We start from the raw sequence: 14,592 nt of genomic DNA on the forward strand, positions 1-14,592 counted from the left end.
AAGATGGCTTTCACAAAATGGCGATGGGCGCGCGGCAGATGCCCGCAGCCTCCAGCACGGTGGCGGCACGCAGCGCCAGGTCTTCGCGCCAGGGCGCCGCGATGATCTGCACGCCGATGGGAAGGCTTGCGTGCGCGCCCCACACCGGCACGGCGCACACCGGCAGGCCGATGCATGAGAGGGGCTGGGTCAGCAGGCCCATGTTGGGGCGCAGCGGCAGGTCGCGACCGTTCAGGTTGAAACGCTCGGTGCCGATGGGCGTGGCCGCGCAGGGCGTGGCAGGGGCCAGCAGCAGGTCGTAGCGCGAGAGCACCCGTGCGGCTTCGTGGGCATAGCGGCTGCGCACGCGCTGGGCGCGTGCCACCCAGGCGGCAGGGATCAGCGCGCCTGCCAGGAGGCGATCGCGTGACAGCGGCTCGAAGTCGGCTGCGCGCGTGCGCAGGTTGTCGAGGTGCAGGGCACCCGCCTCCGCATTGGTGATGAGGAAGGCCGCCGCGCGGCCTGCCTCCACCAGTGGCAGTTCCACCGGCTCGGCCTCTGCGCCCAGCGCCTGTGCCACCCGGGCCACGGCGGCGCGTGCCTCGGGCAGGGCGTTGTCGGCAAAGTAGCCGCCCAGTACGCCGATGCGCAGACCGGTGATTCCCGTCTCCAGGTCGTGGGCCACCGGTTCTGCGGGCCGCTGTGCGCAGCCTGCATCGGTGTGCGCAGCCGCAGCCTCCAGGCCCTGCATGGCGTCGTAGGCCAGCGCCAGGTCGCGCACGCTGCGCGCCATGGGGCCCAGGTGGTCCAGGCTGGAGATGAAGGGAAAGCTGCCCGTGCGCGGCAGCCGCCCGAAGGTGGGTTTGAGTCCGAACACGCCGCACAGCGAAGACGGCACACGGATCGAACCATTGGTGTCCGACCCGAGCGTGATGGGCACCTGGCCCGCAGCCACGGCCGCGCCGGAGCCGCCCGACGAACCACCGGCGATGCGCGCCAGATCGTGCGGGTTGTGGCAGGCGCCCTCGTGGCTGTTCTCGGTGGTGAAGCCGTAGGCGTACTCGTCCATGTTGAGCGCCCCCACCAGAATGGCGCCTGCGGCCTCCAGGCGCTGCGCCAGCAGACCGTCGGCCCGGGCGGGAGGGCGGTCGCGCTCGATCTTGGAGCCGGCCAGCGTGGTGAGGCCCGCCACGTCGAACAGGTTCTTCACGGCAAAGGGCACGCCCAGCAGGGGCAGGGCGGCCTGTGTCCCCGCAGCCAGGCCGGCATCGATGCGTGCAGCGCGCGCCAGGGCACGTGCCCGCAGCACGGCGGTGAAGGCGTTGACGCGGGCGTCGGTCTGCTCGATGCGGTCCAGGCAGGCCGTCACCAGCGCCGTGGCCGATACGTCGCGCGCCGCCACGGCCTGTGCCATGCCGGCGGCGTCCTGTTGCCACCAGGGCGCGGTCATGTGCGGCCTCCCTCAGGCGGCACCACCGGGACGAAGGCCATGGCGGGCTCGTCCGTCGTGGCCAGCGGCACGGCGTTGACGGTGTCGGCAAAATCGCTGGCCAGCGCCAGGTAGCCGAGCACGGCCGCGCGGTGTTCGGGCGCCATGGGCAGGCCGATGGCGGCCGAGGCCGCATCGAGGTAGCGTTCCAGCTCGGTGGCGTTCATCGGCGCACCTCGCGCTGGAAGATCTCCAGGCTGAGCTTTTTCATCGCCACGAAGCTCGGCTCGCTCAGCGTGGCCAGGGTGCGCGGGCGCGCGTCTTCGTAGTGCAGGATCTCGGCCACCTTGGTCGGGCGCTTGGTCAGCAGCAGCACCTCGTCGGCCAGGTAGACGGCTTCTTCCAGGTCGTGCGACACCAGCAGCATGGTCGTGCCGGTCTGCATGAACACCTCCTGCAGCTTCTCGCGGATGAACAGCGTCATCTCGAAGTCGAGTGCCGAGAAGGGCTCGTCGAGGAACAGCACCTCGGGGTTGGGCGCCAGCGCGCGCATGATGGACGCCGTCTGCTGCTGCCCGCCCGAGAGTTCGTAGGGGTAGCGGTTGAGGTCGAACTTCACGTCGAACGAGGCCACCAGTTCGGCCATGCGGCGGTCCACCTCGGCCTTGCTCTTGCCTTCGAGCTTGAGCGGGTAGGCGATGTTGTCGATGGTGCGCATCCACGGGAACATCGCCTCGCGGTAGTTCTGGAAGACGTAGCCGATCTTCGTGTCCTTGAGGCTCTTGCCGTCGAACAGGATCTCGCCGCGGTCGATGGGCACGAGGCCCGCGATCATGTTGATCAGCGTGCTCTTGCCGCAGCCATTGGGGCCGAAGACCGAGACGATCTTGTGCTTGGGGATGTCGAGGTCGAAGTCCTCGTACAGCGGCCAGCCCGCGAAGTACTTGGTCAGCCCACGGATGGTGATGTGGGTGCCGGCCGGGCCGGGCGTGAAGACACGCTGGGGCACATCGGCATACACGGCGCCATTGACGACGGCGTTCATCGGCCGCTCCAGTGCACGATCCTGCGTTCGGCGATCAGAAAGAGAATGTTCAGGGCATAGCCCAGGGCGCCTGCTGCCAGGATGGCGGCGTACATGCTCTTGACGTTGAGCACCTGCTGCGCATCGATGATGCGGTGGCCCAGGCCGTTGTCCGAGCCGATGAACATCTCGGCCACGATGACGATGACCAGCGCCATCGACACGGCCGAGCGCAGGCCGACGAAGGTGGGTTGCAGGCTTTCCCAGATCAGCACGTCCTTGAAGATCTGCCAGCGCGATGCGCCCATCACGCGCGCCGCCATGACGCGCTGCTTGCGGGCGTTGATGACGCCATAGGCGCTGTTGAAGATCACGATCAGGAAGGCGCCGAACGCGGCGATGGCTACCTTGTTCACATCCGACACGCCGAAGATCAACAGGAACAGCGGGATCAGCGCCGACGAGGGGGTGGAGCGGAAGAAGTCGATCAGAAACTCCACGCTGCGGTACGCGCGCTCGTTGCTGCCCAGCAGCACGCCCAGGGGCACGCCGACCACGGCGGCGATCAAAAAGGCCTGCACCGTGCGCCAGACGGTCACCGCGAAGTCGAGCAGCAGCGGCCCGCCGGCCAGGCCGGTGACCAGCGTGAGCACGGTGGCGCCGGGCGGGGGCAGCAGGATGGGCTTGATGAAGCCCAGGCGCACCACCAGGTCCCAGAGGACGAACAGGGCCAGGGGGCCGACGAAGGGAAGCAGCCTGTCCCAGGCGGGCGTCTTGGGCACAGCGGATGCCGCCGTGCCCGCGGGCGGCGACCAGGCGCCGGCAGTGGTGGAGGTGGTTTCGGCCATGGTGCGCCCCTTCAGGCCTTGTAGATCAGGCTGTCGACCACGACCTTCTTCTCGAAGATGCCCTTCTCGGTGAACAGGTCGTAGAACTTCTGGAAGTGCGCCAGGTCACTGGGCTTGAACTCGTTGTAGAGCATGTATGAGGCCAGCGGCACCTCGGCCGTGAGCGCGCCTTCGATGGCGGTGTAGCCCTTCATGAACTGCCGGGCCTCGTCGGGTTTGCTGCGCACCAGCTCGATACCGCGGGCGTAGGCGGCGATGAACTTTTTGGCCACCTCGGGGTTCTTCTTGATGAACTCGCTGGTCAGGCTGGCTGCGCCGCCGTGCCAGGGCGCCATCGCATCGCCCAGGATGTACCTGGCCACAACCCCCGACTCGATGATCCGCGTGGTGCCGTTCATGCGGCCGATGGTGCCGGTGGGCTCCAGCGTGTAGCAGGCATCCACCTGGCCGGCCACGATGGCGGCGATGTGCTGGCCGATGGGCAGCTCGGTCACTGTGGCACCCGTCGCGCCGGCGCGCTCCAGCATGGTCTTGCACAGCGTCATGTTCTGGATGCCGGGGCCCGAGGCGACCTTCTTGCCCTTGAGGTCGGCCATGGTCTTGATGGCGCTGTCCTTGCCGGTGATGAACTGGTCGAGCACGAACCTGGCGTTGCTCGGGTTGGTGGCAAAGATCTTGAAAAGGCCCGGCTGGGCGATCTCGCCGATGGCCAGGTTGGCCGACCCCGTGCCGTTGGAACTGCCGTCGGAGCGGCCCGCGAGCATGGCCTCCATCACCTGCTGGGCGCCCGCGAACTTGAGCGGCTCTACGTCCAGGCCTGCCTCCTTGAAATAGCCTTTCTCCACCGCAGCGAAGAAAGGCAGCCCGGCCGCCACGGGCCAGAAGCCGATGCGGATCTTGGGCGCCGCCTGGGCGCGCACCAGCGCGGGTGCTGCCAGCACACCCAGGGTTGCGGCCGAGACCTGCAAGATGCGGCGGCGCGATGCGCCCGTGGACGTGATGGAACTGTGGGATGTCATGGAAGGCTCCTGCAGCAGGGTTGGAAGGGACAAACAGGGAATCAGGTGCCGGCCCTGAGCGACGCGATGTACGCCCGCCAGCCGCCAAAGTGGCTGATGTCGTGCGCACCGGCCAGCGCCAGCGGCTCGCAGATGAAGCCCTGCACGCTGCTGCCGTCGGCCAGGGTGAGCGTGCCTATGCCCAGCGGCTGCGGGATCAACGCGACGAAGCTGCCGTAGTTCGCGGCGGGCATGCGCCACACCTCGATGGCGATCCGCGTGCCCTGGCCCGGCGCCACACGCAGCAGGCCGGGCTTGGGCGGCACGGTGCCGGGCAGGGCGTAGAGCTGGTAGTCGGCGGCTGTCTCGGTCACCAGCTCCAGCGTGGCGCCGCGGTCTGTGAGCTGGCCGTTCAGCGGCATGCCGCTCAGGTGGGCACCGACCACGGCGACCCGTACTGTGGCGGGCGCCTGCAGCCCGGCGATGGGCTGGGGCACGGGCAAGGGCGTGCTGCCGGCGGCCTGGGGCAGGCCGGTGGCGTGGTGGTAGCGCTGGCCCAGCTCCGCCAGCTGCCAGTCGCTGCCGCAGGGGCCGATGAGCGTGATGCCGAAGGGCAGGCCGTCGGCGCGCAGGCTGCTGGGTACCGAGATGGCGGCGTAGTCCAGCAGGTTGACGAAGTTGGTGTAGGCGCCCAGGTTGCGGTTGAGCACCACCGGGTCGGCCTGCATGGCGGCAATCGTGTAGTGCGTGGGGGCCGTGGGCACCAGCAGCACGTCGATGGCCTCGGGGCCCTGCCACATCGGTGCCACCTGCTGGCCCAGGGCGCGCAGCCGGGTCTGGGCGTCACACAGGTCGGCCGCGCTGTAGCTGCGCCCGCTGGCCAGGATGCTGCGCACCGGCTCCACCACCTGGTCCTCGTGTTGGTCGAAGAAGCTGCGCACGGCGGCATAGCGCTCTGCCACCAGGGCGCTTTCGTAAAGCAGGGCCGCGGCCTGGGACAGCGGCGCGTAGGGTATGGGCACCGCCGTGCCGCCCAGCGCCTGAAGGCGGGCCACGGCCTCGGCGAATGCCGCCTCGGTCGCTGCATCGCCGAAGAACTCGAGCACATCGGGCACGCCGAAGCGGAAGCTGGCGGGCAATGGCTTGGTGGCCAGGGTGAGCTGCCGCCCATAGGGGTCTTGCCCGTCATAGCCCTGTGCGACCTGCAGCACGCGGGCCGCCACGTCCACCGTGCGCGCGAAGATCGAGACACAGTCGGCGCTCTGCGCGGCCGGCACCACGCCCCGTGCACTGACGAGACCCTTGGTTGGCTTGATGCCCACGATGTTGTTCAGCCCTGCGGGCACGCGGCCCGAGCCGGCCGTGTCGGTCCCCAGCGCGAAGTCCACCTGGTCGGTAGCCACCACATAGGCAGAGCCGGAACTGGAGCCACCGGACACGTAGGCGGGGTTGAGCGCGTTGGGTACCGCGCCATGCGGCGAGCGCGTGCCGTTGAGCCCGCAGGCGAACTGGTCCAGGTTGGTCTTGCCCACCAGCGTTGCCCCGGCGTCGAGCAGGCGCTGCACCACCGCTGCATGGGCCGTCGCCGTGTGGGCAAAGCCAGGGCAGGCGGCGGATGTGGGGTAGCCGGCCACATCGATGTTGTCCTTGACCGCAAAGCGGAGGCCGCTGAGCGGGCCGCCAGCCCTGCCGGCGACCGCGGGCTCGCAGCGCACCAACCAGGCCTGCTCGGCCAATGGGAGGCGCGGTGAACCGTCAGGCACAGGAGGAAATTCGGCCACCAGGGAGTTTGTTACTTGCACCATTTTGAAGAATTCAATCTTGGATACAAGAAGAGATGCAAGCGCTGTGCCAGGCCCACTGAGTTCGCAGCGGATCGACAAGATCGATGTGCTCCAAGAGGCAGGCAATCCCGCAAGAACTGCATTGCGCTTAGAGGGAAGCTCGTGGCTTTGGGGCCCGGACGATGTCTGGTACCGGCACATGAAGCGCGGCACGTGCGGCTGGGTGCCTGCCTGTGCTGCCAGCCCTGCCTGGTGCCAGTTTTCGCTGCGGTGTGGTGCATGGGCAGCGTTTCCAGCGGTGTGGGACGCGCTAAAGTGGTGAGCCCTGCCTGCCTCCGTGGGATGCATCGACGGACGCGGGCAAAACCATTTCCTTTCTGTATCCGCTTGATTTCTTTCCACAACCCCTTGCACCACCGGCATGCGCCGGTCCATGAGTTCTACCGGGGCGAGCGCGTGCCGTGCTTCGAGAAACCGGTCCGTGCCCAATATGTGGAGGACGCCCTGCTGGGGCGTGGCCATGGGCTGTTGGCGCCTGATGTGGACAGCACGCCGGTGCTGGCCCAGATCCATGCGCCGCGGTACCTGGCTTTTTTGCAGAGCGCATGGCAACAGTGGCTGGCACTGGACGCGGCCAACGCTTCGGTCCAGCCATTCCCGTCGGTGTGGCCAGTGCGCAGCCTGCGCAGCGACGTGGAGCCGGACAACTTCGTGGCGAAACTGGGTCTGTACTCCATGGACAACGGCACGCCCATGGCCGAGGGCACCTGGGAGGCCGTGAAGGCAGGGGCCGATGCCGCTGCCAGCGCAGCGGCCCGCGTGGCCCAGGGCGCGCGTGCCGCGTTCTGCTGTACACGCCCGCCGGGCCACCATGCAGGGCCCGACTTCATGGGCGGCTACTGCTTTGTCAACAACGCTGCCGTGGCGGCGCAGTGGCTGCGCAACCATGGGTCCGGGCGGGTAGCCCTGCTGGACGTGGACTATCACCACGGCAACGGCACGCAGAGCATCTTCTACGACCGTGCCGACGTGCTGTTCCTCAGCCTGCATGGCGATCCACGCACCGAATACCCGTTCTACCTGGGCCATGCCGACGAAACCGGCGAAGGCGAGGGCGCAGGTTTCAACCTCAACCTGCCGCTGCCCGCGGGCACCACCGCCACGCAATGGTTCGCCGCGCTGGAGCAGGCCTGCGTGCGCATTGCGCAGTACCAGGCAGATACGCTGGTGGTCTCGCTGGGGCTCGACGCCTTCGAGGACGACCCCATCTCGAAATTCGCGCTCAAGACCTCGGACTTCACCCGCCTGGGCGAGCGGCTGGCCGCCCTGGGGCTGCCCACGGTGTTCGTGCTCGAAGGCGGCTACGCGGCTGCCGAACTGGGCCACAACGCCGTGAACGTGCTCGATGGTTTCGAGCAGGCGGCCCCGCGATGAGCGAAGCTGTCGACTGCGTGGTGGTCGGTGCTGGCGTGGTCGGCCTGGCCGTGGCCTGTGCGCTGGCGCTGCAGGGGCGCGAGGTCATGGTGCTGGAGGCGGCCGATGCCATCGGCACCGGCACCAGCTCGCGCAACAGCGAGGTCATCCATGCCGGGCTGTACTACGCCACGGGCTCGCTCAAGGCGCGGCTGTGCGTGCAAGGCCGCGAGCTGCTCTACGCTTACTGCGCCGAGCGCGGCGTGCCGCACCGGCGCTGCGGCAAGCTGATCGTGGCCACGTCCCCGGAACAGATCCCGGCGCTGCAGGGCATCGAAGCGCGCGCACGTGCCAACGGCGTTGGCGATCTGCAATGGCTCGATGCCGAGGCCGCGCAGGCGCTGGAGCCTGCGCTGCAGTGCGTGGCCGCCCTGCATTCGCCGAGCACCGGCATCGTCGACAGCCATGCGCTGATGCTCGCTCTGCAGGGAGACCTGGAGCACGCGGGTGGGATGGTGGTATTGAATTCGCCCCTGGCGCACGCTGAATGCGCGCCAAATGCTATTGAATTGGTAGCGGTTGACGGTACACGCCTGGTGGCGCGTTCCGTGGTCAATGCCGCCGGCCTGCATGCCCCCGCGCTGGCCGCACGATTTGCGGGCCTCGGCGCCGCGCATGTGCCTGTCGCCCACTACGCCAAGGGCAACTACTTCACCCTGTCTGGCAAGGCGCCCTTCAGCCGGCTGATCTACCCCGTGCCGGAGGCCGCAGGCCTCGGTGTGCACCTGACGCTGGACCTGGGCGGGCAGGCGAAGTTCGGGCCGGACGTGCAGTGGGTCGACTCACCCGACGATCTGGCGGTGGACCCATCCCGTGGCGATGCGTTCTATGCCGAGGTCCGACGTTACTGGCCCGGTTTGCGCGATGGCGCGCTCGTGCCCGGCTATGCGGGCATGCGCCCCAAGATCCACGGTCCCGACGCCGCGGCGGCGGATTTCGTGATCCAGGGGCCATCGGTGCACGGGATCGCAGGGCTGGTCAACCTGTTCGGCATCGAATCGCCCGGGTTGACAAGTGCCCTCGCGATTGGGGAGCATGTGGCGGCGCTGGCTTGATCTGGCGCAAGCTGCTTGCACACCGTAACCTCTTGGGTCCCCGTCCTACGAAGGGGCTTCGGGCACGTGGCTAAGATGAAACCCGAGACCTCCTGTGTGGAGGTCCAACATTTTTTGTTGCTCTCAAGAAAGGCTTGTATGACTGTTTCCGACACCATCACCACGACCCAGGGCGAACTGGAAAAACTGGTGTCCGACCTGCGCGGGCTGCTAGCCAGCAAGGACCTGGACGCCGTGCCCGACATCAAAGTGCTGCGCCAACGCCTGGACGATGGCCTGCACAACGCCCGTGAATCCGCAGTCCGTGCCGCGCAGGACGCAGCACGCCAGGCCAAGGACGCTGCCCTCGCCGCAGACCGCTATGCGCACGACGAGCCATGGCGTGTGGCCGGTGCCGCTCTGGCCGTGGGCGCCCTCGTGGGCTTCGTGCTGGCCCGCCGCTAACCCGGTACCGCGCCCTATGAAGCAAAGGTTCGGAGACCGTCCATGAACTGGTTGTCCATTCTGGGGCTGGAAAGCTTGGTGTCCCGGTGGCGTGCCAACGTCATCGAGGCTGCCATCGCGGCCGAAGACCGCATGGATCTGGCGCGCCTGGAGTGGCAGGACCAGAAGCAGCGCTTGCAGCAAATGCTGGTGCTGACCATTCTGGTTGCAGGCCTCACGGTGGTGGCGCTGATCATGCTCTCTCTGGCCGTCCTCGTGCATTTTTGGGACACGCCACAGCGTACGCTGGTGGCCTGGATCGTTGCAGGTGTCTGGGTGGCCGGATGGGGCGCAACATTGCTGTCGCTCGTTTCGGTGGCCAAGCGGGCCAGTGATGGCTTTGCATTGACCCGCCGAGAACTGGCGCAAGACTGGCGTGACATCAAGGAGCGTTTGTAATGGCCGCCGCATCTCCAACCACTGCCGTCCCTGACGTGGCGGACCTTCCGCCCCCCACGGATGCGCAGCAAAAGGTCATTGATCGCATTGCCACTCAGCGCGCGCGCCTGCGTGCGCGCCGGGTTGCGCGGGCCCAGTCCGTGGCGCTGTCACGGCAACGTGAGGGCGCGGGCGGCATCGATGAGTCCATGGCACTGCGCCTGGCGGGTTTTGCCCGCGAACATCCCGTGGCCATGGTCGCGATGGCGGGTGTGGGCCTGGTGGCGGGGCCTCGTCGTCTGATCCGTTGGGCTGGCGTGGTGTTGCCGCTGTTGATGCGGCTGCGCCGCTGAGCGCTGCGCGAGTGCATCCCGAGGCCGCTGTCGTACAGCGGCTTTTTTTTGCCTTCCGGCCGGCGAGAAGGTTGCCTATCGCGCCATGGCCTTGATGGCCTTGGCCGCTTTGACCACCAGAGCCGGGCCTTCATAAATGAGGCCGGTGTAGATCTGCACCACGTCCGCTCCCGCGCGGATCTTGCTCACAGCGTCTTGCGCGCTCATCACGCCACCGACGCCGATGATGGGAAACTGCGGCCCCAGCGCTGCACGCAGCTGCCGGATCACCTGGTTGCTGGCCTCCAGCACGGGTGCGCCGCTCAGCCCCCCCGTTTCCTCGGCGTGCCGCAGGCCTTGCACGGCAGTGCGCACGATGGTGGTGTTGGTGGCGATCACGCCGTCCATGCCATGGCGTGTCAGGGTGGCTGCAATCACGGCGACCTGCGATTCATCCAGGTCCGGCGCAATCTTCACGAACACGGGCACGCGCCGGGCATGGCGCGTGGCCAGGACTTCGCGGCGCTCCGCGATGGCCCCCAACAAGGCGTCCAGCGCCGCATCGCTCTGGAGGGCGCGCAGGTTCTGCGTATTCGGCGAGCTGATGTTGACCGTGACGTAGTCGGCATGGGGATACACGCCCTCCAGGCAGGTCAGGTAGTCGCTGGTGGCGTTCTCGATGGGGGTGGTGGCGTTCTTGCCGATGTTCAGGCCCAGCAGCAGGGGGTGGCGTCGGGCTTGCGTGGTGCGAAAACGTGCCTGCTGCACGTTGTGCAAAAAGGCATCCAGCCCCTCATTGTTGAACCCCAGGCGGTTGATGAGCGCACGGGCTTCGGGCAGGCGGAACATGCGTGGCTTGGGGTTGCCAGGCTGCGCCTTCGGGGTGACGGTGCCCACCTCTACAAAACCAAACCCCATGGCGCCCAGCGCATCGATGCAGCGGGCGTTCTTGTCCAGGCCTGCCGCCATGCCGACGCGGTTCGGAAAGGTCAGCCCGGCCAGTTGCACGGGGTCGTCCACCGTCTCGTTGCACCAGGCCCACTGCAGTGGGGTGCGCTGACCGCGGGCCAGCATGTCCATGGTGAGTTCATGCGCAGCTTCGGCATCCAGGCCGAAGAGGAAAGGGCGGGTCAGGGCGTAGGGGATCAGGGACATGGAGGTGTGGCGGGGGATAATTGCGCAATAACCTCCGATTTTCTCTCATGACGACCTCCACCTCCCTCTCCCAAGACGAACTCAAGACCCTGGTAGGCCAAGCCGCGTTGCAATACGTGGTGCGCGGCGAGATAGTGGGGGTGGGCACAGGCTCCACGGTGAACAAGTTCATCGATGCGCTGGCCGGCATGAAGGACGAGATCAAGGGCGCGGTCTCCAGCTCGGTGGCCAGCACAGAGCGCCTCAAGGCCCTGGGCATCCCGGTGTTCGATGCGAACGAGGTCGAATCGCTGGCGGTCTACATCGACGGCGCCGACGAGATCGATGGCAACGGCCACATGGTCAAGGGCGGCGGCGCTGCGCTCACCCGCGAAAAGATCGTGGCGGCATTGGCGAGCCGGTTTGTGTGCATCGCCGACGAATCCAAGCTCGTGGCCGCGTTGGGCAAGTTCCCGCTGCCGGTGGAGGTCATCCCGATGGCCGCCCAGCACATCACGCGCCGGTTCGCCGCGATGGGCGGCACCGCCAGCCTGCGCCTCAAGGACGGCCAACCCCTGGTCACTGACAACGGTCAGCACATCCTGGATGTCACGGGCCTCTCCATCCAGGACCCGCTCGCATTCGAGTCCGAGATCAACCAGTGGCCCGGTGTGGTGACGGTGGGGGTCTTCGCGCACCAGAAGGCGTCGGTGTGCCTGCTGGGTACCGCCCAGGGTGTCAAAACCTTGGCTTATTGAACGGCTCCGGAGCCACGCAGAAAACACAAAGGGCCGTAATGACGGCCCTTTGTGTTTGGAGCTCCGCGGCGCCAGTGCGTCGGCACCTGCGACCCGCGGAATGGGTGGATATCAGAAACGGATACCGGCGGGGTTGCTGGGACTGGGTCCTTCATTGACAGGAGCCGGGGGCCGCACCCGTGAATTGGTGGCTGCCGGCGGTGCAGACGCTGATGCAGGCGAAGCAGCTGGTTCTGCCGCCTTGACTGCCACCAGGGGCGTCGGCGTCGGAGCCCGATAGTTGCGTGGGAGTTGAGATTGCTGGGGATACCCTGCCGTGTCCAGGTACTGGGACCACTCGCCTTCCGAGAAGCCTATGAGATGCTGACTCCCGATCGTGCCAAACGGCAGGCTGGTGTTGTTGCTCAATTTTTGAAGCGCTGCGATATCTTCATTGCTCGTGACCGTGCGCTCCGTGAACGGAATGCCCCGCGATGTCAGGAAGGTACGCGCCGACGTACACGGTGTGCAGTCATTGCCTGTGTAGAGCGTGACGGGAAATCGACCGGCGACCTGGCGCAGCGAGGCCGGCAGATTGTCGTTGGCAGAAGCCGGTGCCGTGCCCGTCATGCGCGCCGGTTGTGCGTTTCCTTCCGCGGGCGGGCGGTCCGAAAACGTCACCTTGCCGTCGGGACCGACGATGCGATAGACGCCTTGCGCATGGGCGCCGGCACAGGCCAGTGTCATCAGCAAAGATGCCAGCAAAGGGGCGGTCAGGGGCTTGTGCATGCTCGATTCTCCTCACTCATTCGGGGGCTGGTCCGTCGGCACGGGATGCATAACAAACACCGCACATGCTTCGGGCTCCATGTCTTGTTCACGCGGCTGGCGCTTGCGCCATGCCCTGGTGGCGCAGCAAGGCGTCCAGATTGGGCTCGCGGCCCCGGAACGCCTTGAACGACTCCATGGCAGGGCGGCTGCCGCCAGCCTCCAGGATGGCCTCGCGGTAGCGGCGCCCTGTCTCAGTGCTGGGCAGGCCATCGCTTCCGGCGGTCTCTTCGAAGGCGGCGTAGGCGTCGGCGCTCAGCACCTCGGCCCACTTGTAGCTGTAGTAGCCTGCCGCGTAGCCGCCGGCAAAGATATGGCTGAAGGTGTGGGCCGTGCGGCTGAAGGCAGGTGGCGTGAGCACCGAGACCTCGTCGCGCACCTGGGCCAGCAGGGGCATGAAGTCCTTTGCCGGGTCGTGTTCGGTGTGCAGCAGCATGTCGAACAGCGAGAACTCGATCTGGCGCAGCGTCTGCATGCCGCTCTGGAAGTTCTTGGCCGCAATCATCTTGTCGAACAGCGCGCGGGGCAGCGGTGCGCCGGTGTCCACATGGGCCGTCATGTGCTTGAGCACATCCCATTCCCAGCAGAAGTTTTCCATGAACTGGCTGGGCAGTTCCACCGCATCCCACTCCACGCCGCCGATGCCCGAGACGTCGCGTTCATTCACCTGGGTCAGCATGTGGTGCAGGCCATGGCCGAACTCGTGGAACAGCGTGATCACGTCGTCGTGCGTGAGCAGCGGCGGCTTGCCGTCCACACCACTGGCGAAGTTGCAGACCAGGTGCGCCACCGGGGTCTGCAGCACGCCGGTATCGGGGCGCAGCCAGCGGGCGCGCACGTCGTCCATCCAGGCGCCGCCACGCTTGCCGGTGCGGGCCGGCTGGTCCAGGTAGAACTGGCCGACCAATGTGCTGCCACGCTCGATGCGATAGAACTCCACCGCGGGGTTCCACACCGGCGCGCTGTCGCGGCGGATGGACACCTCGAACAGGGTCTCGATGATCTTGAAAAGGCCCGCCAGCACCTTGGGCGCCGTGAAGTACTCCTTGACCTCCTGCTCGCTGAAGGCATAACGCGCTTCCTTGAGCTTTTCGGAGACATAGGGCCAGTCCCAGGCCTGTGGATTGGAGAGCGAAAGCTTTTCTGCCGCAAAGGCGCGCAGGTCTGCCACATCTTTTTCGGCATAGGGGCGCGCGCGGCGGGCCAGGTCGCGCAGGAATCCGACGACCTGTGCGGGCGACTGCGCCATCTTGGGCACCACGGAGACTTCGCCAAAATTGGCGTAGCCCAGCAGCTGGGCCTCTTCACGGCGCAGCGCGAGGATCTCGCCGATCAGCGCCGTGTTGTCGAACTTGCGCGCATCGCCTTGGGCCTGGTCGGAGGCGCGGGTGACGTACGCGTGGTACAGCTTTTCGCGCAGGTCGCTGCGCGTGGCGAACTGCATCACCGGCAGATAGCACGGCATCTTCAGGGTGAGCTTGTAGCCGTCCTTGCCGTCGGCCTGCGCGGCTGCGAGCGCGGCCTGCTGCACATCGGACGGGATGCCGTCCAGCTCGTCGGCCGTGGCGTAGTAGGCGTAGGCGTCGGTGGCATCCAGCGCGTTCTCGCTGAACTTCTGGGACAGCTCGGCCTGGCGCTCCTGGATCTGGGCGAACCGCTCCTTGGCGGCACCCGTCAGCTCAGCGCCGCTGAGCACGAAGTTGCGCACGGCGTTGCGGTGCGCCTGGCGCTGCTCGTCCGTGAGCGTGGCGGGGTCGATGGCCTTGTACTTGGCGAACAGGCGTTCGTCGGCGCCCAGGCGCGTCCAGAACTCGGTCACGCGGGGCAGGGCGGCGTTGTATGCGGCGCGCAACTCGGGGGTGTCCGCCACGCTGTTGAGGTGGCTGACCGCGCCCCAGGCCATGCCCAGCCGCTCGGTCGCCACGTCCAGCACCTTGGCGATCGCATCCCAGCGGGCCGGGAAGTCGGGTGCCGTGACGGTTTCCAGGGCCGCACTGGCCCGTTCGAGCAGCACGTCCATGGCGGGCGCCACGTCGTCGGGACGGATGCTGTCAAAGGGGGGGAGGCCGGTGAAGTCGAGAAGGGCGTTGCTCATGCGAAGGTAGATGAC

General features: G+C 67.1%; 15 protein-coding genes. 6 read left to right on the forward strand and 9 right to left on the reverse strand.

Features of this window, described 5'->3' with window-relative positions; all coding sequences use genetic code 11:
* Window positions 1–10 precede the first annotated feature (10 nt).
* From ACIGHN_RS18155 to atzF, 6 genes are read right to left on the reverse strand one after another with little or no spacing between them, the layout of a single operon-like run.
* A complete protein-coding gene (locus ACIGHN_RS18155) occupies window positions 11–1,429 on the reverse strand; it encodes an AtzE family amidohydrolase (RefSeq protein ID WP_396505438.1) in 1,419 nt (472 codons plus the stop codon).
* Window positions 1,426–1,635 (reverse strand): DUF4089 domain-containing protein, encoded by a 210-nt coding sequence (locus ACIGHN_RS18160; protein ID WP_396505439.1) that lies wholly within the window; start codon window positions 1,633–1,635, stop codon window positions 1,426–1,428. The genes ACIGHN_RS18155 and ACIGHN_RS18160 overlap by 4 nt, the downstream gene beginning before the upstream one ends.
* Entirely contained in the window at window positions 1,632–2,453 is an 822-nt protein-coding gene (locus ACIGHN_RS18165; protein WP_396505440.1) for an ABC transporter ATP-binding protein, read from the reverse strand. The genes ACIGHN_RS18160 and ACIGHN_RS18165 overlap by 4 nt, the downstream gene beginning before the upstream one ends.
* A complete protein-coding gene (locus ACIGHN_RS18170) occupies window positions 2,450–3,280 on the reverse strand; it encodes an ABC transporter permease (protein WP_396505441.1) in 831 nt (276 codons plus the stop codon). Before ACIGHN_RS18170 ends, ACIGHN_RS18165 begins: the two co-directional genes overlap by 4 nt.
* An 11-nt stretch (window positions 3,281–3,291) precedes the next feature.
* Window positions 3,292–4,299 (reverse strand): ABC transporter substrate-binding protein, encoded by a 1,008-nt coding sequence (locus tag ACIGHN_RS18175; protein ID WP_396505442.1) that lies wholly within the window; start codon window positions 4,297–4,299, stop codon window positions 3,292–3,294.
* A gap of 41 nt (window positions 4,300–4,340) precedes the next feature.
* Entirely contained in the window at window positions 4,341–6,083 is a 1,743-nt protein-coding gene (gene atzF, locus ACIGHN_RS18180) for an allophanate hydrolase (protein ID WP_396505443.1), read from the reverse strand.
* A 366-nt stretch (window positions 6,084–6,449) separates the two neighbouring features.
* Here atzF and ACIGHN_RS18185 point away from each other — a divergent pair, with 366 nt between their 5' ends.
* From ACIGHN_RS18185 to ACIGHN_RS18205, 5 genes are all read left to right on the forward strand, one after another.
* Entirely contained in the window at window positions 6,450–7,496 is a 1,047-nt protein-coding gene (locus ACIGHN_RS18185; RefSeq protein WP_396505444.1) for a histone deacetylase family protein, read from the forward strand.
* Complete coding sequence (locus tag ACIGHN_RS18190) at window positions 7,493–8,590, forward strand: NAD(P)/FAD-dependent oxidoreductase (protein ID WP_396505445.1); 1,098 nt, start codon at window positions 7,493–7,495, stop codon at window positions 8,588–8,590. The genes ACIGHN_RS18185 and ACIGHN_RS18190 overlap by 4 nt, the downstream gene beginning before the upstream one ends.
* A gap of 138 nt (window positions 8,591–8,728) precedes the next feature.
* Entirely contained in the window at window positions 8,729–9,034 is a 306-nt protein-coding gene (locus ACIGHN_RS18195) for a DUF883 family protein (protein WP_056421388.1), read from the forward strand.
* A 42-nt stretch (window positions 9,035–9,076) separates the two neighbouring features.
* The gene (locus ACIGHN_RS18200) at window positions 9,077–9,472 is read left to right on the forward strand and encodes a phage holin family protein (protein WP_056423341.1); all 396 of its coding nucleotides are present in this window, start codon (window positions 9,077–9,079) and stop codon (window positions 9,470–9,472) included.
* Window positions 9,472–9,804, forward strand: a complete 333-nt coding sequence (locus ACIGHN_RS18205) for a hypothetical protein (protein WP_396505446.1) — start codon at window positions 9,472–9,474, stop codon at window positions 9,802–9,804. Before ACIGHN_RS18200 ends, ACIGHN_RS18205 begins: the two co-directional genes overlap by 1 nt.
* Window positions 9,805–9,879: 75 nt before the next feature.
* Here the strand turns inward: ACIGHN_RS18205 and ACIGHN_RS18210 are convergent, their stop codons facing one another.
* On the reverse strand, window positions 9,880–10,938 hold the full coding sequence (locus ACIGHN_RS18210; protein WP_396505447.1) for a quinone-dependent dihydroorotate dehydrogenase: 1,059 nt from the start codon (window positions 10,936–10,938) through the stop codon (window positions 9,880–9,882).
* 47 nt (window positions 10,939–10,985) lie between these two features.
* Here ACIGHN_RS18210 and rpiA point away from each other — a divergent pair, with 47 nt between their 5' ends.
* Window positions 10,986–11,675 (forward strand): ribose-5-phosphate isomerase RpiA, encoded by a 690-nt coding sequence (rpiA, locus tag ACIGHN_RS18215; RefSeq protein ID WP_396505448.1) that lies wholly within the window; start codon window positions 10,986–10,988, stop codon window positions 11,673–11,675.
* A 111-nt stretch (window positions 11,676–11,786) separates the two neighbouring features.
* Here the strand turns inward: rpiA and ACIGHN_RS18220 are convergent, their stop codons facing one another.
* Window positions 11,787–12,443: a glutaredoxin family protein gene (locus ACIGHN_RS18220; RefSeq protein ID WP_082486124.1), complete on the reverse strand. Its 657-nt coding sequence runs from the start codon at window positions 12,441–12,443 to the stop codon at window positions 11,787–11,789.
* An 88-nt stretch (window positions 12,444–12,531) separates the two neighbouring features.
* Window positions 12,532–14,577, reverse strand: a complete 2,046-nt coding sequence (locus tag ACIGHN_RS18225; RefSeq protein WP_396505449.1) for a M3 family metallopeptidase — start codon at window positions 14,575–14,577, stop codon at window positions 12,532–12,534.
* Between the last annotated feature and the right edge of the window lie 15 nt (window positions 14,578–14,592).

It is taken from the genome of Acidovorax sp. NPDC077693 (genome assembly GCF_044542805.1).
In the GTDB taxonomy this organism is placed as follows: domain Bacteria; phylum Pseudomonadota; class Gammaproteobacteria; order Burkholderiales; family Burkholderiaceae_C; genus Acidovorax.